This window comes from Mycobacterium basiliense (genome assembly GCF_900292015.1).
GTDB lineage: Bacteria > Actinomycetota > Actinomycetes > Mycobacteriales > Mycobacteriaceae > Mycobacterium > Mycobacterium basiliense.
Genome location: NZ_LR130759.1, coordinates 1,489,151 through 1,511,973, shown reverse-complemented (window position 1 = coordinate 1,511,973; position 22,823 = coordinate 1,489,151). Strand labels below are relative to the sequence as shown.

At 64.4% G+C, this 22,823-nt stretch carries 21 protein-coding genes and 1 pseudogene; 19 read left to right on the top strand and 3 right to left on the bottom strand.

Annotated features, from left to right (window positions below; translation table 11 throughout):
• Positions 1-14 precede the first annotated feature (14 nt).
• Positions 15-1,997, bottom strand: a complete 1,983-nt coding sequence (locus MB901379_RS06420; RefSeq protein ID WP_158015859.1) for a PPE family protein — start codon at positions 1,995-1,997, stop codon at positions 15-17.
• A 400-nt stretch (positions 1,998-2,397) separates the two neighbouring features.
• Between MB901379_RS06420 and MB901379_RS06415 the strand changes: the two are divergent.
• The 10 genes and pseudogenes from MB901379_RS06415 to MB901379_RS06370 form a co-directional block, all read left to right on the top strand.
• Positions 2,398-2,970: pseudogene (locus MB901379_RS06415) on the top strand (alpha/beta hydrolase family protein); the annotation flags it as partial.
• Positions 2,967-4,172, top strand: coding sequence for a CaiB/BaiF CoA transferase family protein (locus MB901379_RS06410; RefSeq protein ID WP_158015858.1), 1,206 nt, complete (start codon positions 2,967-2,969; stop codon positions 4,170-4,172). The pseudogene MB901379_RS06415 and the gene MB901379_RS06410, both read left to right, overlap by 4 nt.
• Positions 4,169-5,065, top strand: coding sequence for a hydroxymethylglutaryl-CoA lyase (locus MB901379_RS06405; protein WP_158015857.1), 897 nt, complete (start codon positions 4,169-4,171; stop codon positions 5,063-5,065). The genes MB901379_RS06410 and MB901379_RS06405 overlap by 4 nt, the downstream gene beginning before the upstream one ends.
• Complete coding sequence (locus MB901379_RS06400; protein ID WP_158015856.1) at positions 5,065-5,688, top strand: TetR/AcrR family transcriptional regulator; 624 nt, start codon at positions 5,065-5,067, stop codon at positions 5,686-5,688. Before MB901379_RS06405 ends, MB901379_RS06400 begins: the two co-directional genes overlap by 1 nt.
• Positions 5,689-5,710: 22 nt before the next feature.
• Positions 5,711-6,949, top strand: a complete 1,239-nt coding sequence (locus MB901379_RS06395) for an acyl-CoA dehydrogenase family protein (protein WP_158015855.1) — start codon at positions 5,711-5,713, stop codon at positions 6,947-6,949.
• A complete protein-coding gene (locus tag MB901379_RS06390) occupies positions 6,946-7,911 on the top strand; it encodes a phosphotransferase family protein (RefSeq protein WP_158015854.1) in 966 nt (321 codons plus the stop codon). The genes MB901379_RS06395 and MB901379_RS06390 overlap by 4 nt, the downstream gene beginning before the upstream one ends.
• On the top strand, positions 7,911-8,249 hold the full coding sequence (locus MB901379_RS06385) for a DUF6285 domain-containing protein (protein WP_162334337.1): 339 nt from the start codon (positions 7,911-7,913) through the stop codon (positions 8,247-8,249). The genes MB901379_RS06390 and MB901379_RS06385 overlap by 1 nt, the downstream gene beginning before the upstream one ends.
• Positions 8,250-8,260: 11 nt before the next feature.
• Positions 8,261-8,668 (top strand): nuclear transport factor 2 family protein, encoded by a 408-nt coding sequence (locus tag MB901379_RS06380; RefSeq protein ID WP_158015853.1) that lies wholly within the window; start codon positions 8,261-8,263, stop codon positions 8,666-8,668.
• A gap of 34 nt (positions 8,669-8,702) precedes the next feature.
• On the top strand, positions 8,703-9,242 hold the full coding sequence (locus MB901379_RS06375) for a YceI family protein (protein ID WP_158015852.1): 540 nt from the start codon (positions 8,703-8,705) through the stop codon (positions 9,240-9,242).
• 86 nt (positions 9,243-9,328) lie between these two features.
• Positions 9,329-9,730 (top strand): Rv3143 family two-component system response regulator, encoded by a 402-nt coding sequence (locus MB901379_RS06370; RefSeq protein ID WP_158015851.1) that lies wholly within the window; start codon positions 9,329-9,331, stop codon positions 9,728-9,730.
• 8 nt (positions 9,731-9,738) lie between these two features.
• Here MB901379_RS06370 and MB901379_RS06365 read toward each other — a convergent pair whose 3' ends face one another.
• Together MB901379_RS06365 and MB901379_RS06360 are read right to left on the bottom strand one after the other, a co-directional pair.
• Entirely contained in the window at positions 9,739-11,334 is a 1,596-nt protein-coding gene (locus MB901379_RS06365) for a phospholipase C (RefSeq protein ID WP_197717869.1), read from the bottom strand.
• Positions 11,335-11,646: 312 nt separating this feature from the next.
• The gene (locus tag MB901379_RS06360) at positions 11,647-12,945 is read right to left on the bottom strand and encodes a PPE family protein (protein ID WP_158015850.1); all 1,299 of its coding nucleotides are present in this window, start codon (positions 12,943-12,945) and stop codon (positions 11,647-11,649) included.
• Between the two features lie 482 nt (positions 12,946-13,427).
• Between MB901379_RS06360 and MB901379_RS06355 the strand changes: the two genes are divergently transcribed.
• From MB901379_RS06355 to nuoI, 9 genes are read left to right on the top strand one after another with little or no spacing between them, the layout of a single operon-like run.
• Positions 13,428-13,817 (top strand): NADH-quinone oxidoreductase subunit A, encoded by a 390-nt coding sequence (locus MB901379_RS06355; RefSeq protein WP_158015849.1) that lies wholly within the window; start codon positions 13,428-13,430, stop codon positions 13,815-13,817.
• 8 nt (positions 13,818-13,825) lie between these two features.
• Positions 13,826-14,380, top strand: coding sequence for a NuoB/complex I 20 kDa subunit family protein (locus MB901379_RS06350; protein WP_158015848.1), 555 nt, complete (start codon positions 13,826-13,828; stop codon positions 14,378-14,380).
• Positions 14,377-15,093, top strand: coding sequence for an NADH-quinone oxidoreductase subunit C (locus tag MB901379_RS06345; protein ID WP_158015847.1), 717 nt, complete (start codon positions 14,377-14,379; stop codon positions 15,091-15,093). Before MB901379_RS06350 ends, MB901379_RS06345 begins: the two co-directional genes overlap by 4 nt.
• A gap of 37 nt (positions 15,094-15,130) precedes the next feature.
• Complete coding sequence (nuoD, locus tag MB901379_RS06340; protein WP_158015846.1) at positions 15,131-16,429, top strand: NADH dehydrogenase (quinone) subunit D; 1,299 nt, start codon at positions 15,131-15,133, stop codon at positions 16,427-16,429.
• Positions 16,426-17,187, top strand: a complete 762-nt coding sequence (gene nuoE, locus MB901379_RS06335) for an NADH-quinone oxidoreductase subunit NuoE (RefSeq protein WP_158015845.1) — start codon at positions 16,426-16,428, stop codon at positions 17,185-17,187. Before nuoD ends, nuoE begins: the two co-directional genes overlap by 4 nt.
• On the top strand, positions 17,187-18,533 hold the full coding sequence (gene nuoF / locus MB901379_RS06330) for an NADH-quinone oxidoreductase subunit NuoF (RefSeq protein ID WP_158015844.1): 1,347 nt from the start codon (positions 17,187-17,189) through the stop codon (positions 18,531-18,533). Before nuoE ends, nuoF begins: the two co-directional genes overlap by 1 nt.
• A 7-nt stretch (positions 18,534-18,540) precedes the next feature.
• On the top strand, positions 18,541-20,958 hold the full coding sequence (locus MB901379_RS06325) for an NADH-quinone oxidoreductase subunit G (protein ID WP_158015843.1): 2,418 nt from the start codon (positions 18,541-18,543) through the stop codon (positions 20,956-20,958).
• 49 nt (positions 20,959-21,007) lie between these two features.
• A complete protein-coding gene (gene nuoH, locus MB901379_RS06320; protein WP_158015842.1) occupies positions 21,008-22,282 on the top strand; it encodes an NADH-quinone oxidoreductase subunit NuoH in 1,275 nt (424 codons plus the stop codon).
• A complete protein-coding gene (nuoI, locus tag MB901379_RS06315; protein ID WP_158015841.1) occupies positions 22,275-22,820 on the top strand; it encodes an NADH-quinone oxidoreductase subunit NuoI in 546 nt (181 codons plus the stop codon). Before nuoH ends, nuoI begins: the two co-directional genes overlap by 8 nt.
• Positions 22,821-22,823 lie beyond the last annotated feature (3 nt).

The following is a 22,823-nucleotide window of genomic DNA, read 5'->3' as shown; positions in this document are numbered from 1 at the left end:
CGACCTCGAGCGGCTCAAATGACGCCGGGCACAATCTGGTTGAAGGCATACAAGTAGGCATAAAGGTTAAAGCCGGCCAGCAGTGTGAGCAGCGCCACATTGGCGGCGACCGGGGCGCCGAGTGCATAAATGAAGCCGGCGGGATCACCATTGAGCACCTGCAGAATCCCGTCCAGGAATAGCTTGAGATCGTAGGCGGGGAGGGTCGTGACCATCGCGTTCACGACATCTGCGGTGGGTAGCAAGGTTGCGTACGCCGTACTGGCATCGAATGAGATGGTTTTGGCGATGTCGGTTGTCGCAGTCTGGATCGCCTTAATGGCGTTTTCGATCGATGACACCGACAGCGTCGGCAAGGTCACGTCGCCAAGTGCCGACAACGGATCTGAGCCAAGCGCGTCCGAGATGCTCGACAGCGAAATGTCGGGCACCGACGGCAATTGCCACGCACTGATATCGGCGGCGGCATCGTTAATGCCTTGTTGAGTGCCGGCAACCAACGCGTCGAATACCGTGCCCGGGTCGACATCGGGGAACAAACCAAACGGGGTCGGCACATTGGCCGGTCCGGTCGAATAGCCATAGTTGGGGTCGCCGTAGCCCAGGTTCACGATCACCTTCAGGTTCGGTTGGACCAGGTCCGCCAGGGTGTTCCCGATGAACGGCACCCCACGCAACGGCTCCAGCAGCGGCAGATTTTCGGTCGGAATCAAGTAGTAGTCGGTCATCGTTGATCCCTCCGTCGGCAAGGTGATAGCCGTGGCGACTTGCGCGGCGGTGAGAGTCGGATACTGGGTGTGCACGTAGTAGATGCCCATAATGGCGTTGAGGTCGGACACGAAATTGAGCGGGTATTGGGGAAAGTCGGCGAAACCGTCGTATTCGAGGGTGTACATCGCCGTCGGATAGTAATTATCCGGGGTCGCGCCCCAAAACGTTTTGCCGAGACTTGGTGAAACCAAACCCGCGAAGCGCTCGTACAAGCCGCCGTTGGGGTTCATGGCATTACCGACCAACGAAAAGCTTACCGAGCTAGGCGACACACCCGCCGCCTTGAGGTTTTCCATTTCTAGCGATGCAATCCCAGCGCCCTGGGAGTAGCCCTGAACGACAACGTTGTTTCCGGCGGCCAATTGCTCCTTGATCGCGGTGTCCAGGATGGTCAGGCCTTCCGCCCACGACGCGTCCTCGGTCATGGTTTTAATACCGGTAATCCAATACGACTCGGCAGGGGTAAACAGGGAGATCGCGTTGCTTACAGTAAAGGCGGGGAAATTGGGAGTGACGAAATTGTTCACGACATTTTCGACGTAACTTTGCGAAGGTATCGGGTAGCCGCTGCCACCTATCACCAACGTGACGTCGGTTGCCGCCGCCGGTAACGCCGCATCCGCCGCTGTCACGGCGGTGGGGCTGATCGCCGCCGCGGCGGCCGCCGACGTCCGTTCCAGGGCCCCGGCCACCTGCCGCGGCACGCTCGACAACATTTCCTGCCATGGCGCGAGCTGCGAGAGTGCCTCCGAGACGCCGGCGTGGTAGCCAAACATGGCGCCCACATTCTGTGCCCACATCTGCTCGTACTGCGCCTCGATCGCCGCGATCGCCGGCGCGTTGAGCCCAAAGATGTTGGACGCCACCATCGACATCAACGCAGACCGGTTCGCCGCCACCATTTCCAGCGGAACCGTGGCCGTGCGCGCGGCCTCGAACACTGCGGCCGACGTCGCGGCTTGACGCGCGGTCGCGGCCGCGCCGGACGCCGCGGATCCCAGCCACCCCACATACGAGGCGGCAACATTGGCCATCGCCAACGCCGACGGGCCCTGCCACGCCACCCCGGTGAGCTCCGACGTCAGCGACGAGAACGCGTTGGCCGCCGAGGACAACTCATCTCCGATGCCATCCCAGGCCGCTGCCGCGGCCAGAAGCGGCCCCGGTCCCGGACCGCTAAGAATTCGAGCCGAATTCGCCTCTGGCGACAGGACCGCAAAGTTCACCTAACCCACCCCGTTCAACCGCACCGAGTAATGACCGCAACCTATAAGTGGATGGCGGGAACGTTAGTCGATTCCGCCGAATCAGGTTGGCGTTTTGGCTCGAATGTCGCTGCGATAATGTCCGAGCGCCGCTCTCAGAAGTGCGCATTGACTTCGTAAACGAGCATTTTCGTCTGCCGCAGCAGTTTGCGGGCGCGCCGTCGAAGTTCCGGGCGCTGCGGGGTTGGTTGCACACCGCACGCCGCCGCCGTAGCCGCGGCTCGGCGGCGTTGACCTGGGGGCGAAATGTAGCTCCGTGGAATGGTTTCAGAGGACAGCTACCGCCATCGGCCCGCGTCGGAGCGAAATCCCCAGGTGCGGACCGGTTCGGGGCGTGGATCGCCGATGCCGCCCGGTCGCACACCAACCGCGCTACAGCGCGCAGTTCCTGACCCGATACCGGCAGGCGCAGATCGACCGCAACCGGCGTATCACCGCATGGGTGAAAGACAAGCTCGCCGAGTTGCAGGGCGCGGGACGCCCACAGGATGAGTTCTGTTTCGTCGTACACGGCACCATGGCCGACCCACGCTGGCTGGATCCGAGCGTGGACCCCAACGAACGCACGCCGGGCACCTGCTATCTGGGTGATCCGCGCGTGGTGAACATGAGCCCGGTCGGGTTGGCCCGGTTCTGCACGCTGCGCAGCTGGTTGTCGCAATGGAGTTACGACGACGCCCGTGGCGACGGCGTGGCGTGCGGGCAGGACCTCGCTGTTCCTGCGCTGGTGATCGGTAATCTGGCCGATGACGCCTGCACACCCAGCCATGCCCGACGACTCTTCGATGCCATCGGACACGCCGATAAGGAGATGTACGAAATACCTGGTGCTACTCACTATTACGCGGGCCCCGACCAACGCGACAAGCTGGGTCAGGCCGTCGAGATTGTCACCGACTGGCTGATCCGCCATGACTTCGCGAGCGCCGGGTGAGCGGGACCGGGCCGCTGGACGGTATCCGGGTGCTCGAGCTCGGCACCCTGATCGCCGGGCCGTTCGCGGGCCGGCTGCTCGGCGACATGGGCGCCGACGTAATCAAGGTGGAGCCGCCCGGAGCCCCGGACCCATTGCGCACCTGGGGGCAGGCCGAACTGGACGGGCAGCATGTGTTCTGGACGGTGCATGCGCGCAACAAGCGCGCCATCACACTCGACCTGCGCCGGCCGCGGGGCCGGGAGTTGTTCCTGGAGCTGGTCGAGAAATCTGACATCGTGGTGGAGAACTTCCGCCCGGGAACGCTGGAGAAGTGGAACCTGGGTTATGAGGTGCTGGCCGACCGCAATTCCGGGATCATCCTGGTTCGGGTATCGGGTTACGGGCAGACCGGACCCGATGCCCACAAGGCCGGTTACGCGTCGGTGGCCGAGGCGGCCAGCGGACTGCGTCACCTCAACGGTTTCCCCGGTGGACCCCCACCTCGGCTGGCGCTGTCTTTGGGTGACAGCTTGGCGGGCATGTTCGGCGCCCAGGGTGCGCTGGCCGCGCTGTACCGCCGCAGCATCACCGGCAAGGGTCAGGTGGTCGATGTCGCATTGACCGAATCCTGTTTGGCAGTCCAGGAGTCCACCATTCCGGACTATGACGTGGGCGGGATAGTGCGTGGGCCGTCAGGCACCAGGCTGGAGGGCATCGCGCCGTCCAACATCTACCGCAGCGCCGACGGATCGTGGGTGGTGATCGCGGCCAACCAGGACACTGTGTTTGCCCGCCTGTGCCACGCGATGGGATGCCCGGAATTGGCCACCGACGACCGCTTCGCCAACCACGGTGCTCGCGGTCGCAACCAAGATGAACTCGACAAGATCATCGGCGACTGGGCCGCCCAACGCAAGCCTAGCGAGATTATCGAAACGCTTTCTGCCGCAGGCGTGATAGCCGGGCCGATCAACACGGTGGCAGAGGTAGTCGACGATCCACAACTGCGTGCGCGCCGCATGCTGGTCGAACACTTCGACGAACGATTCGAGCGGCCGGTACTGGGGCCGGGAATCGTGCCGGTGCTGTCAGAATCCCCGGGCAGCATCCGCAACGCCGGTCCGGCACGCCCGGGACAACACAACGACGATGTGTATCTCGGGCTGCTGGGCAAGGCCGCCGAGGAACTCGAAGCATTGCGGGCCGAGAAGGTGCTGTGACCAATCATGTCGACATCCGCGAGGTAGCGTTGCGCGACGGCCTGCAGATCGAGCGCCCAATCCCGCTGTCCGCCAAGCTGGAATTGCTGACCGCGGTGGCCGCCACCGGAGTTCTCGAGGTCGAGGCAACCGCATTCGTGTCGCCGTCGAAGGTGCCGTCGATGGCCGACGCCGCCGAGCTTGCCGCGGAACTGGATAACTACCCGGACATCGAATTCTCCGCGTTGGTGGCCAGTCCCAACGGCGCCCGACGAGCGGTCGCCGCGGGGCTGCGCGCCATCGAATATGTGGTATCGGCCAGCGATTCATTCAGCATGGCCAATGTCGGGCGTACCACCGCGGAGGCCACCCGTCAGATCGGTGAGATCCTCGCCATCGCCCACGACAGCGATGTCACCGTCGAGGTCATCGTGGCCACCGCGTGGGATTGTCCGTTCGACGGGCCAACCCCGCCGCAGCGAGTCGTTGAGATCGCTGCCGCCGCCCGGGAGCAGGGTGCGCACCGCTTCTCGATTGCCGACACCATCGGCACCGCAACCCCGGGCCGCGTCAGTTCCCTCGTCGCACAGCTCAGTCCGGTGATCGGTGACATTAGGCTGGGTGGACACTTTCACAACACCCGTGGCGCGGGGCTGGCCAGCGCGTATGCGGCCGTGCGCTCCGGTGTTACCCGACTGGACGCCTCGGTCGGCGGGCTCGGCGGCTGCCCCTTCGCCCCGGGCGCCACCGGCAACATCGCCACCGAGGATCTGGTGTATCTGCTTACCGACAGCGGCTACCATGTCGATGTCGACTTGCCCGCCGCCATCGCAGCCGCCGAGGTTGCGAAAGCGATTGTCGGCCATGATCTGCCGGGCGCTTTGCTACGCGCAGGAGACCGGATCCGAATCTGATGCCCGCTCCGGAAGCCGCACGAGAACTCAGTTCCAAAGGCCGCCAGACTCGGCAGGCCATCGAGCAAGCCGCGCGGAAGCTGTTCGCCGAGCGCGGCTTCCACGGGACCACCCTGGCCGACATCACCTCCGCCGCCGGAAAGTCATCGGCGGTGTTTTATCGGTACTTCACCGACAAGGAAGACCTGTTGGCCGCGCTGGCACAGTCGTTCTTGCACGACGTAGTGGCGCCGTCCGGGCTGAGCCTGCAGCTGCCGGAATCTCCGGACGACGACGCGTTTTTCACCTCGGTGGTCACCGGCTACTGGAATATCTTCAAACAAAACATCGGCATCATGATCGCGGTTGCCCAGCTCGCGGCCACCCAGCAGCGCTTCGCCGCCGTCCAGAACCAATTCCGGCGCTTCGGCATGGAAATCGTCGCCGCCTCGGTTCGCCACGCGCAGGGCCAGGGCTTCGGAACCGAACTCAACCCGGACCACACCGCAGCGGCCATCGCGCTGTTGTTCGAGAACTTTACGACCGTCTTTGTGGGTCCGTCCGGGCTGGGAATGGATGTCACCGACGAGGATGCCATCAGGACCCTGTCAACGGTCTGGAAAAAGACCTTGTACGGCGCGTAGGGAGACCGCTAAGGAGATTTCCGTGGATTTCACTTTGCCAGAACACCTGCCAGGACTGCTCGCCGAGATGGACGCGTTCATCGAGGCCGAGATCAAGCCGCTGGAACACGAACACATTCACTATTTCGACCATCGTCGGGAGCACGCCCGCACCGACTGGGACAACGACGGTATTCCCCGCCGGGAATGGGAAGACCTGCTGGGTGAGATGCGAAGGCGTGCCGACAAAGCGGGTTGGCTACGCTACGGGCTGCCCGCTCAGTTCGGCGGCCGCGACGGGACCAACCTCGATATGGCCGTCATCCGCGAACACCTGGCGCACAAGGGACTCGGCCTGCATAACGATCTGCAGAACGAATCCTCGATCGTCGGCAACTTTCCGCAGGTCATCATGATGGACCGGTTCGGCACCGAGGCGCAAAAAAAGGAATGGACCGAGGCGCTCATCACTGGAGAACGGTCGATGGCGTTCGGACTGACCGAGCCACGGCACGGGTCGGATGCCACCTGGATGCAGACCCACGCCGAACGAACCGGTGACAGTTGGATTATCAACGGCGCCAAGCGGTTCAACACCGGTGTGCACCGCGCCACCCACGATCTGGTGTTCGCTCGAACCTCGGGTGAACCCGGCCAGGCTCGAGGCATCACCGCGTTTCTGGTGCCGACCGATGCCCCCGGCTTCACCGTGCCGTACTACTGGTGGACGCTGAACATGCCCACCGACCACGGCGAGGTGGAGCTCAATGACGTCCGAGTCCCCGACGGCGCGGTGCTTGGCGAAGTGGACCGGGGCCTTGAGGTCGGGCAGACCTTCTTGCACGAGAACAGGATTCGCCAGGCGGCCAGTAGTCTGGGTGCCGCCCAATACTGCATTGACCGGGCCGTGGCCTACGCGGGCGACCGCACGGTGTTCGGCAAGCCGCTGTCGGTGAACCAGGCCGTCCAGTGGCCCCTTGTCGAACTGCAGACCGAGGCGCAGATGGTGCGGCTACTGGTGTACTACGCCGCCTGGCATTTGGACCGAAACCACCATATGGAGGTTTCCGACAAGGTGTCGATGGCCAACTACCGCGCCAATCGACTGGTGTGCGAAGCAGCCGACCGGGCCATGCAAGTGTTTGGCGGTGTCGGTTACAGCCGTCACGAACCGTTCGAGCACATCTATCGCCATCACCGTCGCTACCGGATCACCGAGGGCGCCGAAGAAATACAGATTCGCCGGGTTGCCCAGCGGCTATTCAAGTTTGGCAAGAAATGACCCAACTGCTCGACAATTTGACCGCCGTGTTGCGCCCGGTCCTGGGCGCCGAGGTGACCGTCGACAACCTGCGCACGCTTACCGGCGGAGCCAGCAGGACCACCTGGGCATTCGACGCCAGCACCGACCGCGGACGCAGGTCGCTCATTCTGCGCACCGGGCCACCAGACGATGTACACGCCGGAATGGAACTCGAGGCACGCGTCCAGGCCGCCGCCGCGGCTGCCGGTGCGCCCGTGCCCCGCATCCTGATCGCCAGCGATTCCGCTGCAGCACTTGGCAACCCGTTCCTGGTCTGCGACGCGATCGAAGGCGAGACCATTGTCCGGCGCATCCAGCGCCAGCTCGACGAAGCGGGCCGGCGGCGCCTGCTGCGCCAGTGCGCGCAGGCGCTGGCCGCCATCCACCGAGCCGACTCGGCCGATGCCGGCTTGGCCCGCGAAGACCCGGTGGCACAGTGGCGCGAGCGACTCGACGCCATGGGTGACACCACCGCCACCTTCGAATGGGCTTTCCGCTGGCTGGCCGCCCATCGGCCGGCCGAGCCGGCGGCGGTTCTGGTGCACGGCGACTACCGGATGGGAAATCTCATCGTCGACGGATCCGGGCTTGCCGCCGTTTTGGATTGGGAGCTGGTGCATGTCGGTGCGGGATACGAGGACCTGGCCTGGTTCTGCGTGCGCGCCTGGCGGTTTGGCGCTCCGGCCAGCCACGCGGCCGGCGGCCTGGGCGGCATCGAAGATTTCCTGCGGACCTATGAGGATGCCAGCGGGACCGCCGTCGACCGAGCCGCCTTTCGCTGGTGGCTGGTGCTGGCCACACTACGTTGGGGCGTCATCTGCCGATACCAGGCGGAGCGACATTTGAGCGGGCAGGCCAGATCGGTGGAGTTGGCCACGATCGGCCGCCGGGTCTGCGAGAACGAATGGGACCTGCTGGACCTACTCGAAGGAGCCAGATAATGACCGCCCGCTACGGCCGTCCGACCGCGGCCGAACTCGTCGCTGCCGTTGCCGAGTTCCTGGAGGGCGATGTCCGGGCGACAACCACCGGGCAGGTCAATTTCCATGCCAGGGTGGCCGCCAACGCGTTGCGCATCGTGCAGCGTGAACTGCTCTGCCCCGGTGATTCCGACGTCCGCGCGGCGGTGAACAGCCTGGGCTTCGCCGACGAGGCCCGCCTGGCCGCCGCTATCCGGGCTGGGCACCTGGACGGCCGCGCCGCCGAGGTGGTTGCCTGCCTGCGCACACTGGTACGAGATCGGTTGGCGGTCGCCCACCCCGGATACGACAGCGAATAGGAGCCGGGCCTATGCCCTCTTATCCCGCCGAGTCCATCGTCGAGGTGGCCGATCGACTGTTCACTGCCATCGAAAACAGCGACCTGGCCACGGTCAATCGAATGTGGAGCGCCAACATTGCGGTGTGGCGTGTCGGCGCCCACCGGGACAACGACAAGGATCGCGCACTGCGGGTGATCGAGTGGTTCGTCGCGGCAACCACCGAACGTCGCTACCGCATCCTGGACCGTCAGGTATTCGACAGGGGCTTTGTCCAGCAGCATGTGCTACATGCGGCCGGCCAAGCCGGCCAGTCGATCGCCGTGCGGGTGTGCATCGTGATCAAGCTGGACATGGATGGTCTGATCAACCGCATCGACGAGTACTTCGACCCCGCCGAACTCGCGCCCCTGCTGGATGAGCCCGACCGAGCTCGATAGCCATGAGGAGCTGGAAAACTATTGAGGAGCCACGATGACGACCCTGGAAGCATTGCTAAGCGATCCCGACGCGCAAGGAGCGTGGCACCTCGTTCCAGAACAATCGACCGTCACCTTCAAGATCAAGAACATGTGGGGCTTGCTAACCGTCAAGGGCGAGTTCACCCAGTTCAGCGGCTACGGCGAGCTGGCTAGCGACGGCGCGGTCTCCGGACACCTGGAAATCGAGGCCGCCTCCCTGCAGACCGGGATCGGCCGCCGCGACAAGCACCTGCGCTCGGCCGACTTTTTCGACGTCGAGCATTTCCCCCAGATCCGGGTGGTGGTCACCACGCTGCACCCGACCAAGGGCAAAAACGCCGACCTGCGCGCCAGCTTCACTATCAAAGGCATCGCCGACCCGGTGCCACTGCCGGTCACGATCAGCGAGTTCGGCGACGGCTCGGTGCGGATATCGGGCCAGGCCGACATCGACCGAGCCCAGTTTGGTCTGGATTGGAACAAATTCGGTGTGATGGCGGCGACGGCCACCGCGTCCGCCGAACTAGTCTTCGCGCCGGCCCGGGCCGGCTGATCCGGCAGGAAACCACGGAGTCCCGCGATGAGGTGGCCGTGGTGCCACCCGCCGCTTGACGGCCCGGGACCAGTACCATCTGGACCGTGCCCGACTCCAGCCAGGACCTGCGGATCCTCGTCTACAGCGACAACGTCCAGACCCGCGAACAGGTGATGCGAGCATTGGGTAAACGGCTGCATCCGGATTTGCCCCAATTGACCTACGTCGAAGTGGCCACCGGTCCCATGGTGGTGCGGCGGATGGACGAAGGCGGCATCGACTTGGCCATTCTCGACGGGGAGGCAACACCCACCGGGGGCATGGGTATCGCCAAGCAACTGAAGGACGAACTGACCAGCTGCCCGCCGATCGTGGTGCTCACCGGGCGCCCCGACGACGCCTGGCTCGCCAGTTGGTCACGAGCCGAGGCCGCGGTGCCTCATCCCATCGACCCGATCGTGCTGGGGCGGACGGTGCTGAGCCTGCTCCGCACACCCGCGCTCTAGCGGCCGGGTCAACAGGCGCCACTCGGAATTCCGCGAGCAGGCCCGGTTTCCTGGGAGGGCATGATCTGCGGGAAGGGCACCCGATAGGGGATTCCCTGCGGTGACCCCGTGAAAGGATTCGGGTTCAACCCTACCGTGCCCAACCACACGTTGGGCACGCATTGCGGCAGTTTCGGCAGGGCCTCGAGCAGGGGGTGGCTCAAATTCGGTCGCGATGAGTTGGGTGGGACGGCGAAATTGAAGGTCGAGGTCATATCGCCAACCGTTCCGTCGCGCCAGGCGGTGAGGTTGGGCACGGGCACTCCAAATCGCTTGCTGACCAGCTTCAGCTGCGAGGTATGGTCGAACACGTCATGGACCATCAGCGGGCCCCGGCTGTAGGGCGAAATGATGAAACACGGGACACGAAAGCCCAGTCCGATCGGCCCGCGTATGCCGCTGGACCCCGAAACGGCGTTGATATCCGGCACCGTGAGATATTCACCCGGCGTCCCCGCCGGGGGGGTGGGCGGAACGACATGGTCGAAAAAGCCACCGTTTTCGTCATAGGCGACGATCAGCGCGGTCTTTTCCCATACCGCCGGGTTGGAAAGCAGGATTCTGAGCAGATTGACGATGCCGATGGCTCCGATGGCCGGCGGAAATGCGGGATGCTCGGACTCGGGGGTATTGGGCACGACCCACGAAACCTGGGGCAGTCTATTGGCTTTGACGTCCGCGGCGAAGTCCAACGGATAGGTCGGAGCGATGCCAAAACGGGCCAAGTCCGAACGCGGGTCCTGCGCCTGCCTGAAATACATCATTATGCGGTCGTAGGTGTAGTTGAAGTAGTTGCTGCCGACGGCGCCAAGCGATTTGCTGCGGTACAGCTTCCAGCTGACGCCGGCGGCGCTGAGGTTCTCCGGCATGGTGGTCCAGCTGAACTGGCCAAGCGGTTCGGTAGCGGGGCTAGTCAGCTGCGGCCCACCCTGAGTACCGTCGGCACCGAGGTTGGCACTTAGCCAGTACAACCGGTTCGGCAGGGTGGGGCCCAAAACCGAGGAATAGTACCGATCGCACACCGTGAACGTGTCGGCCAACAGGTAGTGAATCGGGATGTCTTTGCGTGTGTAGTAACCCATGGTCACCGGGACGTTGGCGAAGCCCGGCACCGGACTGTGGCCGACCTGTGCGGGCAGCCAGTTGTCGTTGGCGCCGCCGTTCCAGGAATCGTGCATCGCCTTCCACGAGTGGTCGGGGTCGCTAAGACACTCGCCATCAAGCACGAAACGGGTGGTATCGAAGCGGTAGGGCGAGGTAATGCCCGCCGGATCGAGTGCCTGTGTCTTCGGGTTCCAGCCCTTTTGCTGGAACAACGGCGACGCGGTGTTGTACCCATCGGTGCCGGAGAGGGTGCCAAAATAGTGGTCGAACGACCGGTTCTCCTGCAGAAACAACACGATGTGCTCGATATCGGTCAAATGACCAGAGCACGGACCAGCGCCATAAGCCTTTTCTATAACCGGGCCGGCGATGGACATCATCGCCCCGGTGCTGGCCGCGATGGCTTTTGCCAGAAATGCCCGACGCGACATGTCGTCGAGTTCGGTTCGACTCACCGCCATGAGCCCCTCTCACGTATTGCTCGTCAAGCTAAGGGACCGCGGTACAACTCCTCGCGGCATAGACTGGCGTGTCGTCGCGAATTTGTACTGTTTACCGTTTGGAAATCAGGCAGACGATTAATGTTTCCGAAGGCCATTCTGGGGTTTGCCGGGCCGATTCGGACGCCGGCCGAGCAATGCGCATCGTGACCGGCAATTCAACGATGGGTGGCTTATTTCAAGTCCGACGCCTGCGCGCACCCTCGGCGCGACCGCGCATTCCAATTACTCGCGACGGCGTTAATCGGGTTGATCAATGCACGCTTCGGCGGCTCAGCCACCCCGCACTTGGACTTTCGGTTCTTGGGTTGCCCTGGGCCGCAATTCTCCCGCCACCGCATCCGGCCGTAGCGGCACCGCCATCTCCTCGGCCGCTTCAGCATCGGCAACTTGCCGATCCTCGGCAGTGGCTGCGGACGTTCGCGACGGCCGCAGTTTCGACGCGGGAATTCCCGCACCACCCGCCCGCGCGGCCTGTGGTTTCGCGTCCGGAGCCGCCGTCGCCGCGATTTCGGGAGCCGCCGTTGGCAACACCTTCATTTGTGGGGCCGGCTTTTCGGCTTCCGCAGCCCTCGGGACCGGCACTTCGGGCGCCGTCTCGGAAGCGGCGCCCGTTTCGGCGGTCGACTTTGCGCTGGGCGGCGCAGCGTGCTCAGCACCGGCGGAACTCGCACTGCTGCCGCCGGCCCCAGCCATCATCGGAACGGGCACAAACCCCATCGCGGGGCCCCCAACACCAGGGCTGGCAGCGACATGGCCGCCAGCGCCGATACCGGAATTCCCGGAATATGCCGCGGCGGAGGTCGCATCGCCCTGCGGGTATGCAGCTCCGGTGTTTCCACCGCTGGCGGCACCCGCGTAACCGCCAGTGCCGACAGCGCCGCCGCCGCCCCCAACCCCGCCCGTTCCGGCGCTGGCGTCGCCGCCTGCCCCGGCGGTCGCGGTGCCGCTGCCGGCCGACGAGCCGGCGCCGTTTTGGCCGCCCACATAGGCTCCGCCGGTGGCGCCACCACCGCCCGCGCCGAGCGCACCGCCACCCAGACCCGGGAGACTTTTCAGCACGTTCTGCCACGGCACCACCTGCGCGGCCACCGCCGACACCCCGGAGTAGTAGCCGGACATGGCGGCCACGTCAGCGGCCCACATCTCTTCATAGATAGATTCGGCAGCGGCTATCGCCGGCGCGTTCTGACCGAACAGATTCGACATCACCAGCTGGACGAAGGCGTTTCGGTTGGCCGATATTGACGCCGGAAGCACCGTCGCCGCCTGGGCCGCCTCAAACATGCTGGCCACGGCTCGGGCATTGCCCGCTGCCCCGAGGGACTGAGCCGCAGCCGCAGCCAACCACCCGGCGTAGGGTGCCGCCGCGTTGGCCATCGCCATTGCGGCCGAACCCTGCCATGCCTGCCCGGCCAGCCCGGCCGTCACCGAGGCAAATGATTGCGCCGCGGTGCCCAACTCTTCGGCCAGCCCCTGCCAAGCCGCGGCCGCCTCCAGCATCGGCGCTGTTCCCGCACCGATGAACATTCGCAGGGAATTAATCTCCGGTGGCAGCGTAAAAAAGCTCACAGCTCTAATCCTCCCAGATCACCGACCGGTTGGCGCTGACTTTCAGGAAGTCCGGCCAATACCGAAGGCGGCATAGCGTAACAATAATCGATCTACGTATCCGCTGGTTAGCCAGATATTCATAGAATCCCACCGTCGCGCTGATCGTGGTGCAGATCATCGAGTCCGCTCGATGACCCCGCCGCTGCGAGTGCATTCACAACTTGAAGCCACCGGGGGAACCGGCGGCAATGACCGCGCCACGTGCGTCGTCGGCGGCCAAGTCGGCATATCCGACATCGGGGACCGACATCGGGCGCCGACATCGGACACCGACGGGCTCGTTTCGGATGTTCCACAGGTTGACCCCCGGGCATGTGCTTCGGCCCCCGCGCGACTATGTTGAAGGTCACTGTGACGGTCCACAAGCCCGGTCGGTCACAGCAGCCTGGTCACCGCCCGGCCGCAGCCCTGGCGGCCCGTACGACGGATCATGGAGCAACGTGAACGCCTACATACCCATCCTGGTGCTGGCGACGCTTGCCGCCGCCTTCGCTGTGGTCTCCGTCGTGATCGCCAGCCTGGTCGGGCCGTCACGCTTCAATCGGTCGAAACGCGCCGCCTACGAATGTGGGATCGAACCGACCGACACCGGGGCCAGTTCCGGAGCCATGGGCCCCGGAACGACCAGCGGCCAGCGGTTCCCGGTGAAGTATTACCTGACCGCAATGTTGTTTATCGTCTTCGACATCGAAATCGTGTTCCTCTACCCATGGGCGGTCAGCTTCGATTCACTGGGGACGTTCGCGCTCGTCGAGATGGTGATATTCATGCTGACGGTTTTCGTGGCCTACGCATACGTGTGGCGCCGCGGTGGCCTGACGTGGGATTGAGGTAAGACGTGGGACTGGAAGAACAGCTACCCGGCGGGATCCTGCTGTCGACAGTCGAGAAGGTAGCGGGGTATGTCCGCAAAAACTCACTGTGGCCGGCGACCTTCGGGTTGGCATGTTGTGCAATCGAGATGATGGCGACCGCCGGACCGAGGTTCGACATCGCCCGTTTCGGAATGGAACGTTTCTCCGCCACCCCACGGCAAGCCGATCTGATGATCGTGGCCGGGCGGGTCAGCCAGAAAATGGCCCCGGTGCTACGACAGATCTACGACCAGATGGCCGAGCCGAAATGGGTTCTGGCCATGGGTGTGTGCGCGTCATCCGGCGGGATGTTCAACAACTACGCCATCGTGCAGGGCGTTGACCACGTGGTTCCGGTCGACATCTATCTGCCCGGCTGTCCGCCGCGTCCAGAAATGCTGCTGCACGCAATACTCAAGCTGCACGAGAAGATTCAGGAAATGCCGCTGGGCGTCAACCGGGAGCGTGCCATCGCCGAAGCCGAGGAAGCGGCCCTGCTGGCCAGGCCCACGGTCGAGATGCGTGGATTGCTGCGATGAGCTCGCCAGGGCAGGACCCTCGAGAAGCAATCGGCGACAACGGCTCCGCCACCGAAGAAGTGGTCGATGTTCGCCGTGGCATGTTCGGTGTCAAAGGCACCGGCGACACCTCCGGATACGGGCGACTGGTCCGGGAGGTGGTGCTGCCGGGCAGTAGCCCGCGACCCTACGGCTTCTACTTCGACGACATCGCCGACCACCTGGCCGAAGCACTCAAACGTGGCGGTGTCGAATTCGAGGACGCCATCGAGAAGGTCGTGGTCTACCGCAACGAGCTGACTCTGCATGTGCGCCGCGAGTCGCTGACGCAGGTCGCCCAGCTGCTTCGTGACGAGCCAGAGTTGCGCTTCGAATTGTGTTTGGGAGTCAGCGGGGTGCACTACCCGCACGAAACCGGCAGGGAACTGCACGCTGTATATCCGTTGCAATCGATCACCCACAACCGTCGCTTGCGGTTGGAAGTGTCTGTCCCCGACAGCGATCCACACATTCCGTCGATGTTTGCCGTCTACCCGACCAACGACTGGCACGAACGTGAGACGTACGACTTCTTCGGCATCATCTTCGACGGGCATCCAGCGCTGACCCGTATCGAGATGCCTGACGACTGGCAGGGGCATCCGCAACGCAAGGACTATCCGCTCGGCGGCATCCCAGTCGAATACAAGGGCGCGAACATACCTCCACCCGACGAGCGGAGGGGCTACAACTAGTGACCAACAACGAGATGACGACGAAACACGAGAGAAGATGACCGAAACCGAGACCGTCCTGGTCGCCGGCGGGCAGGACTGGAACGAGATCGTCGAGGCCGCCCGCAGCGCGGATCCCGGCGAGCGCATCGTCGTCAACATGGGGCCCCAGCACCCGTCCACCCACGGAGTCTTGCGGCTGATCCTCGAGATCGAAGGCGAAACGGTCACCGAAGTCCGGTGCGGAATCGGCTACCTACACACCGGAATCGAGAAAAACCTCGAATACCGGTACTGGGCTCAGGGCGTCACGTTCGTCACCCGAATGGATTACCTGTCACCGTTCTTCAACGAAACCGCCTACTGCCTCGGCGTCGAGAAACTACTCGGCATCACCGACGAGATCCCGGAACGAGTCAATGTCATTCGGGTGATGATGATGGAGCTCAACCGGATCTCGTCGCATCTGGTGGCATTGGCCACCGGCGGCATGGAACTCGGCGCCATGACCCCGATGTTCGTCGGCTTTCGCGCCCGCGAGATCATCTTGAGCTTGTTCGAATCGATCACCGGTCTACGGATGAACAGCGCCTACATCCGGCCGGGCGGCGTGGCCCAGGACCTACCCCCCAACGCGGCCACCGAGATCGCCGAAGCCCTCAAGAAGCTCCGCCAGCCGCTGCGCGAAATGGGCGATCTGCTCAACGAAAACGCCATCTGGAAGGCGCGCACCGAGGGCGTCGGCTATCTGGACTTGGCCGGCTGTATGGCGCTGGGAATGACCGGTCCGATCCTGCGTTCCACCGGGCTGCCCCATGACCTGCGCAAGAGCGAACCCTATTGCGGATACCAGGACTACGAGTTCGACGTCATCACCGATGACACTTGTGATGCCTACGGGCGCTACATTATTCGCGTCAAGGAGATGTGGGAATCGATCAAGATCGTCGAGCAGTGCCTGGACAAGTTGCGCCCCGGCCCCACCATGATCGAAGACCGCAAACTCGCGTGGCCGGCAGACCTGAAGGTTGGCCCAGACGGCATGGGCAACTCACCCGAGCACATCGCCAAGATCATGGGATCTTCGATGGAAGCCCTGATTCACCACTTCAAGTTGGTGACCGAGGGCATCCGCGTCCCGGCCGGGCAGGTTTACGTCGCGGTCGAATCGCCCCGCGGTGAGCTGGGCGTGCACATGGTCAGTGACGGTGGCACGCGTCCCTATCGAGTGCACTACCGCGACCCCTCATTCACCAACCTGCAGTCGGTGGCCGCGATGTGTGAAGGTGGCATGGTCGCCGACTTGATCACCGCGGTGGCCAGTATCGACCCTGTCATGGGAGGTGTGGATCGATGACCGGTCCGCAAGGTGAGCCGGTGTTCCTCCGTCTCGGACCACCGCCGGAGGAGCCGAATCAATTTCTGGTTGACGGTGCCCCCCAGTCCTACCCGCCTGAGGTTGTGGCCCGGCTGGAGGTCGACGCCAAGGAAATCATCGGCCGCTACCCCAACCAGCGCTCGGCGCTGTTGCCGTTGCTGCACTTGGTCCAAGGTGAGGACTCCTACCTGACACCGGCAGGTTTGCAGTTCTGCGCCGACCAGTTGGGACTGACCGGGGCCGAGGTTTCGGCGGTGGCCAGCTTCTACACCATGTACCGTCGCGGCCCGACCGGCGAATATCTGGTCGGTGTGTGCACCAACACGCTATGCGCGGTGATGGGCGGTGACGCGATATTCGACTCACTCAAAGAGCATCTCGGCATCGGCAACGACGAGACCACCTCCGACGGTGCCATCACCTTGCAACACATCGAATGCAATGCCGCGTGCGACTACGCACCCGTGGTGATGGTCAACTGGGAGTTCTTCGACAACCAGACCACCGAGTCTGCCCGCGCACTGGTCGAATCCCTGCGCTCGGGTGAACCGTTGGCGCCCACCCGCGGCGCGCCACTGTGCAAGTTCCGCGAAACGTCACGCGTATTGGCCGGCTTGCGCGACGAACGTCCCGATGAGGGCCAGGGCGGGGCCGGTGCGGCCACTTTGGCCGGGTTGCGAGTGGCGCAGCAGAACGACATGCAAGCGCCGACGCCTCCGGCAGCGGAAGGCCAGTGATGACTAGCACTTTCAGCGCACAAGCGACCCCGCTGACCCCGGTGATCAGTCGCTACTGGGACGACCCGGAGTCATGGTCGCTGGCAACCTACCTGCGCCACGATCGCTATCGCGGCTACCAGGCCATGCAGAAAGCCCTGGCCATGGCACCCGACGACGTGATCGGCACGGTCAAGGACTCCGGGCTGCGTGGCCGCGGGGGCGCCGGCTTTTCCACCGGCACCAAGTGGTCGTTCATCCCGCAAGGCGACACCGGCCCGGCCGCAAAACCGCATTACCTGGTGGTCAACGCCGACGAGTCCGAACCCGGTACCTGCAAAGACATTCCGCTCATGCTGGCGACACCGCATGTGTTGGTCGAAGGCGTCATCATCGCGGCGTACGCGATTCGGGCCAGCCACGCGTTCATCTATGTGCGCGGCGAGGTGCTGCCGGTGTTGCGCCGCCTGCAGAACGCAGTGGCCGAGGCCTACGCGGCCGGCTATCTGGGGCGCAACATCAATGGTTCGGGCTTCGACCTCGAACTGGTGGTACACGCCGGCGCCGGCGCCTACATCTGCGGTGAGGAGACCGCGCTGCTCGATTCGCTGGAGGGTCGACGCGGCCAGCCGCGGCTACGTCCGCCCTTCCCCGCCGTGGCGGGGCTGTATGGCTGCCCGACGGTGATCAACAACGTCGAAACGATCGCCAGTGTCCCCTCGATCATTCTCAACGGCATCGACTGGTTCCGGTCGATGGGCAGCGAGAAATCACCTGGCTTCACGTTGTATTCGCTGTCCGGGCACGTAACCCGCCCCGGACAATACGAGGCGCCGCTGGGTATCACGCTACGCGAATTGCTCGCCTACGCCGGCGGAGTGCGCGCCGGGCACCGGCTGAAATTTTGGACGCCCGGTGGCTCATCGACGCCCCTACTCACCGACGAGCACCTCGACGTGCCCTTGGACTACGAAGGTGTGGGTGGCGTCGGCTCCATGCTAGGCACCAAAGCGCTGGAAATCTTCGATGAGACCACGTGCGTGGTGCGTGCGGTGCGCCGTTGGACCGAGTTCTACAAGCACGAATCATGCGGTAAGTGCACCCCGTGCCGGGAGGGTACGTTCTGGCTGGACAAGATCTACGAGCGGCTGGAAACCGGCAAAGGCACCCGCGAGGATATCGACAAACTGCAGGACATCTCGGATTCGATCTTAGGAAAGTCGTTCTGCGCGTTGGGCGATGGCGCCGCCAGCCCGGTGATGTCCTCGATCCAGCACTTCCGCGACGAATATCTCGCACACATCGAACAGGGCGGTTGCCCGTTCGATCCCCGAGACTCCATGCTCACGTTGGACGGAAAGGCTTGACGCCCCGATGACAAGTACCGCCGACACCAAAGCTGGCGAGGGGGTCAGCCAGCCCGAGATGGTGACGCTGTCGATCGACGGCGTCGAAATCAGCGTTCCCAAGGGAACTCTGGTGATTCGGGCGGCCGAGCTGATGGGCATCCAGATTCCCCGGTTCTGCGACCACCCACTGCTGGAGCCCGTCGGTGCCTGCCGGCAGTGTCTGGTCGAGGTCGAAGGCCAACGCAAACCGCTGGCGTCGTGCACCACCGTCGCCACCGACGACATGGTGGTGCGTACCCAACTCACTTCGGAGGCCGCCGACAAAGCCCAGCACGGCGTGATGGAGTTGCTGCTGATCAACCATCCGCTGGACTGTCCGATGTGCGACAAGGGCGGTGAATGTCCGCTGCAGAACCAGGCCATGTCCAATGGGCGGCCCGATTCTCGGTTTACCGACGTCAAGCGCACATTCGCCAAGCCGATCAACATCTCCTCACAAGTGTTGCTGGATCGCGAACGCTGCATCTTGTGTGCCCGGTGCACCCGCTTCTCCGACCAGATCGCCGGTGACCCGTTTATCGACATGCAGGAGCGCGGTGCCCTACAACAGGTCGGCATCTATGCCGACCAACCGTTCGACTCCTACTTCTCGGGCAACACGGTGCAGATCTGTCCGGTGGGCGCGCTGACCGGAACCGCCTACCGCTTCCGAGCACGCCCGTTCGACCTGGTCTCTAGCCCCAGCGTTTGCGAGCACTGCGCGTCAGGCTGCGCGCAGCGCACCGACCACCGCCGCGGCAAAGTGCTGCGCCGGTTGGCCGGCGACGACCCCGAAGTCAACGAGGAGTGGAACTGCGACAAGGGCCGGTGGGCCTTCACCTATGCGACCCAGCCGGACGTGATCACCACTCCCCTGCTGCGCGACGCCACCGGCAAGTTGGTCCCGGCCTCGTGGTCACACGCCATGGTCGCAGCGGCTCAGGGCCTCGAGGCCAACCGCGGTCGCGCCGGTGTGCTGGTCGGTGGCCGGGCCACCTGGGAAGACGCCTACGCCTACGCAAAGTTTGCGCGAATCACGTTGGACACCAACGATATCGACTTTCGCGCTCGTCCGCATTCGACGGAGGAGGCCGACTTTCTGGCGGCGCGCATCGCGGGCCGGCCGGTCGCAGTCAGCTATGCGGACTTGGAAACGGCGCCGGTTGTCTTGCTCGTCGGTTTCGAGCCGGAAGACGAGTCACCGATCGTGTTCCTGCGATTGCGTAAGGCGGCCCGCAAGCACGGTCTGCCGGTGTACGCCATCGCCCCGTTTGCCACTCGCGGGCTGCAGAAAATGTCCGGCCGACTGATCAAGACCGTGCCCGGCGGCGAACCCGCGATATTGGACGGCCTGGCCACCGGCGAGGTTGGCGATCGGCTGGCCACGCCGGGCGCAGTCATCTTGGTCGGGGAACGCCTTGCCACGGTGCCCGGCGGGTTGTCCGCCACCGCGCGACTGGCCGACAGCACCGGCGCGCGGGTGGCGTGGGTGCCGCGACGTGCCGGTGAACGCGGGGCGCTGGAGGCCGGCGCGCTGCCCGCGCTGCTGCCCGGTGGCCGTCCACTCACCGACGAGACCGCCCGCTCGCAGGTCTTGGCCGCGTGGCACGTTTCGGACTTGCCCACCACGGTCGGGCGCGACACCGACGGCATTCTCGCCGCGGCCAACGACGGTGCCCTGGGTGCGCTGTTGGTCGGCGGCGTCGAACCTGACGATTTCGCCGACCCGGACGCAGTACTGGCCGCCCTGGATGCCGTGGGCTTCGTGGTCAGCCTGGAACTGCGGCACAGCGCCGTCACCGAGCGCGCCGACGTGGTTTTCCCGGTCGCACCCACGACGCAGAAATCCGGCGCCTTCGTCAACTGGGAGGGCCGCTACCGGGGATTCGAACCGGCGCTGCGCGGAACCACCCAGCAAGCCCGCCAGTCGGATCACCGGGTACTTGACGCACTGGCCGACGAAATGGGCGTCTACCTGGGAGTGTCCACCGTGGAGGCGGCCCGTGAGGAGCTCGCCGCCCTGGGTAGCTGGGATGGCAAGCACGCCACCGGCCCCCACGTTGCGGCCGGCGCTGCCGCCCAGCCCGCGGCGGGCGAGGCCGTGTTGACCGGCTGGCGGATGCTGCTCGACGATGGCCGGTTGCAGGATGGGGAACCGCACCTGGCCGGTACCGCCCGGTCACCGGTGGTGCGGCTGTCGGCTGATACGGCAGCCGAAATCGGTGTCGCCGACGGTGACCCGGTCACGGTCAGCACATCGCGCGGCTCGATCACCTTGCCGCTCAACGTCACCGATATGCCGGACCGAGTGGTCTGGCTTCCGCTGAACTCGCCCGGTTCGGCCGTGTATCGCCAGCTGGGTGCGACCATTGGCAGCGTCGTGCAAATCGGAGCGAGCTCGTGACCCGCCTCAGCGACGACGCAGCGCGAAGCGGTGAGGAGGAGTGACGCCGATGACCGCCTTTGGACACGACGTCTGGTGGCTGGTGGGAGCGAAGGCGATCGCCATCTTCGTGTTCCTGATGCTGACCGTGCTGGTGGCAATCCTGGCCGAGCGCAAGCTGCTGGGCCGGATGCAGCTTCGGCCCGGCCCCAACCGGGTGGGGCCAAAAGGCTCGCTGCAGAGCCTGGCCGACGGGATCAAGCTGGCGCTGAAGGAAAGCATCACGCCCGGCGGCATCGACCGTTTCGTTTATTTTGTGGCACCGGTCATCTCGGTGATTCCCGCGTTTACCGCGTTCGCGTTCATCCCGTTCGGCCCGGAGGTGTCGGTATTCGGCCACCGGACCCCGTTGCAGCTGACCGACCTGCCGGTCGCGGTACTGTTCATCCTGGGGTTATCGGCGATCGGCGTGTACGGCATCGTGCTGGGCGGCTGGGCGTCGGGGTCTACCTATCCGCTGCTGGGCGGGGTACGCTCGACCGCTCAGGTGATCTCCTACGAAGTCGCGATGGGATTGTCCTTCGCCGCGGTGTTTCTCTACGCCGGCACGATGTCGACGTCGCAGATCATCGCCGCGCAAGACCATGTGTGGTACCTCTTCTTGTTGCTGCCGTCGTTCGTGATCTACCTCATCTCCATGGTGGGCGAGACCAACCGGGCGCCGTTCGATTTGCCCGAAGCCGAAGGTGAGCTGGTCGCGGGCTTTCACACCGAGTACTCCTCGTTGAAGTTCGCGATGTTCATGCTCGCCGAATACGTCAACATGACGACGGTTTCGGCATTGGCCGCGACCATGTTCCTTGGTGGCTGGCATGCCCCGTGGCCGCTGAACATGTGGGCCGGGGCCAATACCGGCTGGTGGCCGGTGATCTGGTTCACGGCCAAGGTGTGGGTCTTTCTGTTCATCTACTTCTGGCTACGCGCCACGCTGCCCCGGCTGCGTTACGACCAGTTCATGGCGCTGGGTTGGAAGTTGCTCATCCCGGTCTCGCTGGTGTGGGTGATGATCGCGGCGGTCATCCGCGCGCTACGCAATCAGGGTTATCCGCATTGGACGCCACTGTTGGTGGTCAGCAGCATTGTGGTGGCCGTAGCGCTAGTGCTGTCGCTACGAAAACCGTTTAGCGCCCCCAGCGCCCGGACGCTGGCCCGGCGGCGCCGCGAGCAGCGCGCGGAACCTGTGGAGGACCACGGTAGCCGCCAACCCGCATTCCCGACACCGCCGCTACCGATGAAGCCACTGGCAGGGCCAGTTGGTGCGAGCAAGGAGAACGCCCGTGGCTAGATTCCTGGACGCCATCGCCGGATTTGGCGTGACCCTAGGTTCGATGTTCAAAAAGACGATCACCGAGGAGTACCCGGAGAAGCCGGGACCGGTGGCGCCGCGATACCACGGCCGTCATCAGCTCAACCGGTACCCAGACGGTCTGGAGAAGTGCATCGGCTGCGAGTTGTGCGCCTGGGCTTGCCCGGCTGACGCGATCTATGTCGAAGGCGCGGACAACACTGAAGAGCAACGGTTTTCACCGGGCGAACGCTACGGCCGGGTCTACCAAATCAACTATCTGCGTTGTATCGGGTGCGGCCTGTGCATCGAAGCGTGCCCAACCCGGGCGCTGACCATGACCAATGACTATGAGATGGCCGACGACAACCGCGCTGACCTGATCTATGAAAAGGACCGGTTGCTGGCACCGCTGCTATCGGACATGACCGCGCCGCCGCACCCCCGGGCCGCGGGCGCCACCGACAAGGATTACTACCTGGGCAACGTGACCCCACATGGGTTGCGCGAGAGCCAGAACGCCGGTGGTTCCCGGTGATCG

Excerpts from the sequence above, each read along its gene's own strand:
- MB901379_RS06400 (WP_158015856.1), top strand. The coding sequence starts at position 5,065 with ATGCCCGCTCCGGAAGCCGCACGAGAACTCAGTTCCAAAGGCCGCCAG.
- MB901379_RS06390 (WP_158015854.1), top strand. The coding sequence starts at position 6,946 with ATGACCCAACTGCTCGACAATTTGACCGCCGTGTTGCGCCCGGTCCTG.
- MB901379_RS06385 (WP_162334337.1), top strand. The coding sequence starts at position 7,911 with ATGACCGCCCGCTACGGCCGTCCGACCGCGGCCGAACTCGTCGCTGCC.
- MB901379_RS06380 (WP_158015853.1), top strand. The coding sequence starts at position 8,261 with ATGCCCTCTTATCCCGCCGAGTCCATCGTCGAGGTGGCCGATCGACTG.
- MB901379_RS06375 (WP_158015852.1), top strand. The coding sequence starts at position 8,703 with ATGACGACCCTGGAAGCATTGCTAAGCGATCCCGACGCGCAAGGAGCG.
- MB901379_RS06365 (WP_197717869.1), bottom strand. The coding sequence starts at position 11,334 with ATGGCGGTGAGTCGAACCGAACTCGACGACATGTCGCGTCGGGCATTT.
- MB901379_RS06345 (WP_158015847.1), top strand. The coding sequence starts at position 14,377 with ATGAGCTCGCCAGGGCAGGACCCTCGAGAAGCAATCGGCGACAACGGC.
- nuoD (WP_158015846.1), top strand. The coding sequence starts at position 15,131 with ATGACCGAAACCGAGACCGTCCTGGTCGCCGGCGGGCAGGACTGGAAC.
- nuoE (WP_158015845.1), top strand. The coding sequence starts at position 16,426 with ATGACCGGTCCGCAAGGTGAGCCGGTGTTCCTCCGTCTCGGACCACCG.
- nuoF (WP_158015844.1), top strand. The coding sequence starts at position 17,187 with ATGACTAGCACTTTCAGCGCACAAGCGACCCCGCTGACCCCGGTGATC.
- MB901379_RS06325 (WP_158015843.1), top strand. The coding sequence starts at position 18,541 with ATGACAAGTACCGCCGACACCAAAGCTGGCGAGGGGGTCAGCCAGCCC.
- nuoH (WP_158015842.1), top strand. The coding sequence starts at position 21,008 with ATGACCGCCTTTGGACACGACGTCTGGTGGCTGGTGGGAGCGAAGGCG.